The organism is Mobiluncus sp., assembly GCF_985070215.1.
This window is the reverse complement of sequence record NZ_CFKZQR010000068.1, coordinates 1-5,236: the sequence shown is the minus strand read 5'-3', so window position 1 is coordinate 5,236 and position 5,236 is coordinate 1. Positions and strand designations below refer to the sequence as shown.

Genomic DNA, 5,236 nt, shown 5'->3' with positions numbered 1-5,236 from the left:
GGTCCCCAACCGCGGGCGGCGAGTGCCTTTTATCCCGGCGGCCGTCACAGCATGGGGGCCCGCAAACCCGCCGGTGCCGCCCAAAACTTCCGGCCCTTGGGTGGCTTGCACCGCGGCCTTCATCAACCCCACCGCCCGGTCGCCAGCCTGGGTGTCCACTCCGGCGCGCGCGTAGGCGTTAGCCGAGCCGGCGGCACTTTCGGCCGGAATATCGGCCCGATGTTTGCCTGGATTAATCCCTGAAACTTCCCCGGAAAACCCGCCAGAATTCGCTTCTGAACTCAAGTCAGTATTCATGCCGGTCACTCCTTTCCCCCGCAGTAGGTCAATCCCAGCGGGAGAGCTCCCGCGGTCTCGAGGTCCGCCAAACGGGTGGGGTAACGCCCGGAAAAACACGCGGTGCACAGCTCATTTTCGGGCTGGCCGGTAGCCTCGACCATGGACTCGTAGGACAGGTAGCCCAGGGTATCCGCCCCGATAGAACGGCAAATTTCGGGAATATCCATACCGGTGGCGATGAGCTCGGCGCGGGTGGCGAAATCAATCCCGTAGTAGCACGGCCACATGACCGGCGGGCTGGAAATCCGCACGTGCACCTCGGCGGCGCCAGCCGCGCGCAGCATCTGGATGACGGCTCGCTGCGTGTTGCCCCGGACGATGGAATCATCGACCACAATCAGGCGTTTGCCCTCAATGACGGAACGCAGCGGGTTGAGCTTCAGGCGAATCCCCATCTGGCGCATGGCTTGGGTCGGCTGGATGAAAGTCCGGCCCACGTAGGCGTTTTTCACCAGGCCTTGCCCGAACGGAATCCCGGATTCCTCGGCGTAGCCGATGGCGGCCGGCGTCCCGGAATCCGGGGTCGCCATGACCAGGTCAGCCTCGACCGGATGTTCGCGAGCCAAGGCGGCCCCCATCGAACGGCGCGCGGCGGCAATGGAGCGCCGCGCAATCGTGGTGTCCGGGCGGGCCAAGTACACGTATTCAAACACGCAGCCCGCGGGCGTGGCCTGGGCAAAAGTCTCAGAATGTACCCCGTTTTCGTTGATAGCGATTAGCTCGCCGGGCGCGATTTCGCGCACGAACGAGGCACCAACAATGTCCAGCGCCGCGGTTTCAGAGGCGACCACCCACCCGTTTGACAGCCGTCCCATGACCAGGGGCCGAATCCCCTGCGGATCGCGCGCCGCGTACAGCGTGGTTTCGTCAATAAACGCCAGGGAATACGCGCCGTCCAGCTTCGGCAGGATTTCCCGCATGACGCTCAACAGCGGCGGCTCGCCCCCAATCGAAACAGCCTGGGTGGACACGGACTCAATGAGCTTCATCAGCAGCATCGTGTCTGACGAGGAATCCTGCAGGCCGTGAGCCTTTTGCTCTTTCACGTCAGCGACGGTTTGGGCAGCCGATTCCTCCAGTTTTCGGGACGCAAAAGGGCGGGTGGCGGGTGTTGCGGAAGCAGCTGGTTTCCCGGAAGGGTCACCGGCGGCGGGTTTCCCGGCCGGTTTCCCTTCCGCGGGCAACAGCTCTTCCAGCAGGCCCCGCGTGTTCACCAGGTTCCCGTTGTGCGCCATCGCGAGAGTGCCGAAAGCAGTGGGACCCAGGGTGGGCTGGGCGTTTTGCCAAGAGGACATCCCGGCAGTCGAATAGCGGACGTGACCCAACGCGAGGTGACCTTGCAGGGAAGCCAAGTCCCGGTCTTTGAACACCTGAGAAACCAATCCCATGTCCTTGTAAACCAAAATCTTGGACCCGTCCGAAGCGGCGATACCGGCGGATTCCTGACCGCGGTGCTGCAGGGCGTAAATCCCGAAATAGGTCAGGCGGGCCACGTCCTCGCCCGGTGCCCAGACACCAAAAACACCGCACTCATCGTGCGGTTTATCGTCAGAGTCGTGTTGAGCCAAGTCAGCGGAACAGGTCATTGCAGCATTACCGAAGATGGGCAACCCCGGCTTCACGCGGCGTCCCCGCCATCATCCTGGTCATCATCAGCGTAATCAGCCCACTTGTCGTAATCGGGCTCAGCGTATTTGGCGTAGGGATCATCGTCCCACGAATCCTCACCGGACTTACCTGATAGTTCCCGCTGCAGCGCCTCGAGATCCATTTCCGGGCTCTCATATTTCAGTCGGCGTGCGACCTTTTGCTGCTTAGCTTTCTGGCGGCCACGGCCCATAGCCCGAGTCCCTCCTTGAAGTCACGATTAGTCAGCTTTTAGTCTATCCCCTGGCCTAAGATTATGCCACTTGTTTGACACCTTTCGGCGGGACGCCAGAGCCTAATTCTGGGCGACTTTCCAATACTGCACGCTACCCCGCCAATTCGGCTCCACGTCCTTGACCTGCGGGGACCACCCAATCAGGGACTTCGCGTGCCACAGCGGCAAAACCGGCAGGTCACGCAGCAATATCGCCTCGGCGCGCTGATATTCGCGGTTAGCCGCCACGTCCTCGCTCACCCCGCGCGCGTGGTTGAGAACCGCGTCAAAATCCGGGGAGGAATACCCGACATTGTTGGCATACCCCCCGGTGGCAAAACACGGCTGCAGGTAGGAATGCATCCCCGGATAGGGCGACTGCCAATCCACCAGGAATGCCGAGTCGATATCGCCGCGGGTCACGGCCATGTCTATGGCGCGCTGATCGAGGTAAGACTTGCCCGCGGTACGAATCCCCAAAGTCGAGCCGATGGTCCCCAAAGCCACGTCGATCCAGGCATTCAACCCGTTATCGGGCCGGGCGATGGTAAAGGTTTCCCCTTCTGGCCAGGGCGAAATCTGGTTCGCCTGGTCCCACAAACTGCGGGCGACATCCGGCCGGTAGGTCAGCACCTCACTGCCGGGAAGTTTCGCGGTGTGACCAGCAATCGTGGGGGTCACGAAATCGGTGGCGACCTGCCTGGTGCCGTTAAAGAAACGTTTGACGATGTCCTCACGGTTGATGGCTTGGGACACGGCGGCGCGGCGCAACCGGCCCTCGTCGGTATTGAGGGCGAAATGCCCGCTGGAGGGGATGGCCAGGAACTTCACGTGCGCCGAGGACACGGTGAGCGTGCGGTCGCCGAGCTGTTCGGTGAAGCTGTCTTTCGCGCTGTCCGGCAGGGCTTCGTCAATGTCCAAAGCGCCGCTGGTCAGGTCCTCGTAGGCTTGGTCCGGGTCGTGGTAGAACTTGAAAGCCAGTCCGGCATTCTGGGCCTGGCGCGGCCCGTGATAGCGCGCGTTCGGCACCAAAGTCAGCTGAATGCCGTGTTCCCAAGCGCCCTCCCGCGCCAGCATGTATGGCCCATAGCCGTAGGGGTTTTCCCCGAATCCCGATGTCACGTTGCCCGCCGCGTCAAATGCGGAATCCGGCAGCGGCACAAACGCCGGGTCGGTCAAACGCATCGGAAAATCGCAGGTCGGCTGGGTCAGGTGGACTTTGAAGTGCGTGTCGCTCAGGCGCTGCAGGCCGGTCAAGTCTTGGTTCGCCGTGGCGGAAAAGCCCTCGATAGGCTCAAACAGCCCCGCTTTCCGGCGCCGATTCGAGGCTTTGGCGGCGTCGTTCCAAGCCCGGATGAAATTGTCGGCTTTCAGCTTGGTGCCGTCGGAAAACACTTCGCCCGAGCGAATCTGGATATCGTACTCCGTGCAGTCCGGGTTCGGCACCACCGCGGTGGCCAGCTCGTTTGCAATGGTTCCGTCCGGGTTCAGATAGGACAAGCCGGAAAATAGCAGGGTGGCGTACGTGGCTCCTGCGGAATATGAGGAATCGGCCGGAATCAAGGATCGCTCCGGCTCCGTCGCCGCCGCGTTGATGAGGGTATCGGTCGAGGTCCCGGGTTTATTCAGGCTTTGGTTTGAGGTCGCGGGGCTGGAACACGCCGCCAGTCCGATAGAGGTCATTGCCACCAGCGTTGCCAGCGCGACCCTCGCGGTCATTGTTTGCTTGTTGTGCACCGGGCCTCCCCTGAGCCGTTTTATCCCTTACGTTTTTATCTTACCGATTCGCCCCGTGCGCGCGAGGTTTTGGGGCTGGCCGGGGAAATCAGGGGGGTACTAGCTGGGGTGTGCCTAAAAGGGGAGAATAGCCGGGTAGCTGCCATTATTGGCAGCTACCCGGCTATTCTCCCCCTATAATCCACGCAAGCCCCGAAACCCGGTATCAAACAGCCCCTAAATTCCTCGGATAACCCGGAATAAAACCTATTTAAACGGCTCGGTGTGATGCCACCGAGCTCAGGCTATCCGCACGGACTCGTCTCCGAACTGAGCGATGAGCTGGAGTTTGCCGCCCAAAGCGGCGACATAACGCTGCAACGTGCTGACCTGGGTCTGAGCCAGGTTCCCCCGCTCGATGGAGGAAACCCGGGCCTGGTTAACTTCGAGCTTCTGCGCCAGCTGAGCTTGCGTCATGGCGTTTTCCTCGCGCAGCTCGCGCAAACGGTAAGCGCGCGTCTGCGCCAGCATCCGCTGTTTGTGCGCTTCCACAGCCTCCCGGTCCGGTTGCCGCTTCGCTTTCAATTCATCCAGAGTTGTCATCGCTCTCACCTCACGTCTTTTTGCTGATTCAAATAGTCCCGATACCGGCGCTGAGCCAAAGGAATATTTCGCTTATACCATTCATTCCAACTGCCAGATTTGTCCCCGGCGACCAGCATGACCGCCTTGCGCGAGGGATCAAACACGAACAGAATCCGGATCTCCGTCCGACCGGAGGAACCGGGACGCAGTTCTTTGAGATTCTTAATTTGTGAATGTGCGATTGAATCCACCAGAGGCCTGCCTAGAGTTGGCCCCTCGGATTCAAGGATTTCCAGCGCCGCCAAAACCAAATCGTAGTCTGGGGATGACAGCCCGAGCAGCCATTTTTCAATCAGGCTCACTTCGATTTCCCACACAACACAATTATATAACCTCTGCGTTATATAACACAAGAGTATTATTTCGGTATTGCGAACCCGACCGTATTGGCTATCGCGGGCAAGAGGGTGTTGCGGGGATTCGCGGGTACGGGATAGACGCCCGGACCCGGCCTGTGTGGCACGAACGACCGATTTCACTGCACCCAGCGCCAATGCTCCCAGGACCAATCGCGTTTACTGCGGATTTATGTAGCCAGAGCGTGCCAATAACCCAGAATCCGGGTTGAAATCGGTCACTCGTGCAACCGCCCCGAAATTCCGGGGATAACTGGCCGGGGGAATCAGGGGGGTACTAGCTGGGTTGTGCCTAAAAGGGGAGAATAGCCGGGTAGCT

5 protein-coding genes and 1 pseudogene are annotated in these 5,236 nt (G+C 60.5%); all 6 read right to left on the bottom strand.

Annotation, left to right across the window (positions count from 1 at the left end; genetic code table 11):
• Positions 1-297: pseudogene (locus AC5LBQ_RS09250) on the bottom strand (phosphoribosylformylglycinamidine cyclo-ligase); the annotation flags it as partial.
• 5 nt (positions 298-302) lie between these two features.
• Complete coding sequence (gene purF / locus AC5LBQ_RS09245) at positions 303-1,925, bottom strand: amidophosphoribosyltransferase (RefSeq protein ID WP_493265299.1); 1,623 nt, start codon at positions 1,923-1,925, stop codon at positions 303-305.
• 32 nt (positions 1,926-1,957) lie between these two features.
• A complete protein-coding gene (locus tag AC5LBQ_RS09240; RefSeq protein ID WP_295028679.1) occupies positions 1,958-2,179 on the bottom strand; it encodes a DUF3073 domain-containing protein in 222 nt (73 codons plus the stop codon).
• Between the two features lie 102 nt (positions 2,180-2,281).
• On the bottom strand, positions 2,282-3,937 hold the full coding sequence (locus tag AC5LBQ_RS09235) for an ABC transporter substrate-binding protein (protein WP_307742364.1): 1,656 nt from the start codon (positions 3,935-3,937) through the stop codon (positions 2,282-2,284).
• 279 nt (positions 3,938-4,216) lie between these two features.
• Positions 4,217-4,519 (bottom strand): helix-turn-helix domain-containing protein, encoded by a 303-nt coding sequence (locus AC5LBQ_RS09230; RefSeq protein WP_297589135.1) that lies wholly within the window; start codon positions 4,517-4,519, stop codon positions 4,217-4,219.
• Positions 4,520-4,524: 5 nt separating this feature from the next.
• Positions 4,525-4,878 (bottom strand): type II toxin-antitoxin system RelE/ParE family toxin, encoded by a 354-nt coding sequence (locus tag AC5LBQ_RS09225; protein WP_307742440.1) that lies wholly within the window; start codon positions 4,876-4,878, stop codon positions 4,525-4,527.
• Between the last annotated feature and the right edge of the window lie 358 nt (positions 4,879-5,236).

Excerpts from the sequence above, each read along its gene's own strand:
- purF (WP_493265299.1), bottom strand. The coding sequence starts at position 1,925 with ATGACCTGTTCCGCTGACTTGGCTCAACACGACTCTGACGATAAACCG.
- AC5LBQ_RS09230 (WP_297589135.1), bottom strand. The coding sequence starts at position 4,519 with ATGACAACTCTGGATGAATTGAAAGCGAAGCGGCAACCGGACCGGGAG.
- AC5LBQ_RS09240 (WP_295028679.1), bottom strand. The coding sequence starts at position 2,179 with ATGGGCCGTGGCCGCCAGAAAGCTAAGCAGCAAAAGGTCGCACGCCGA.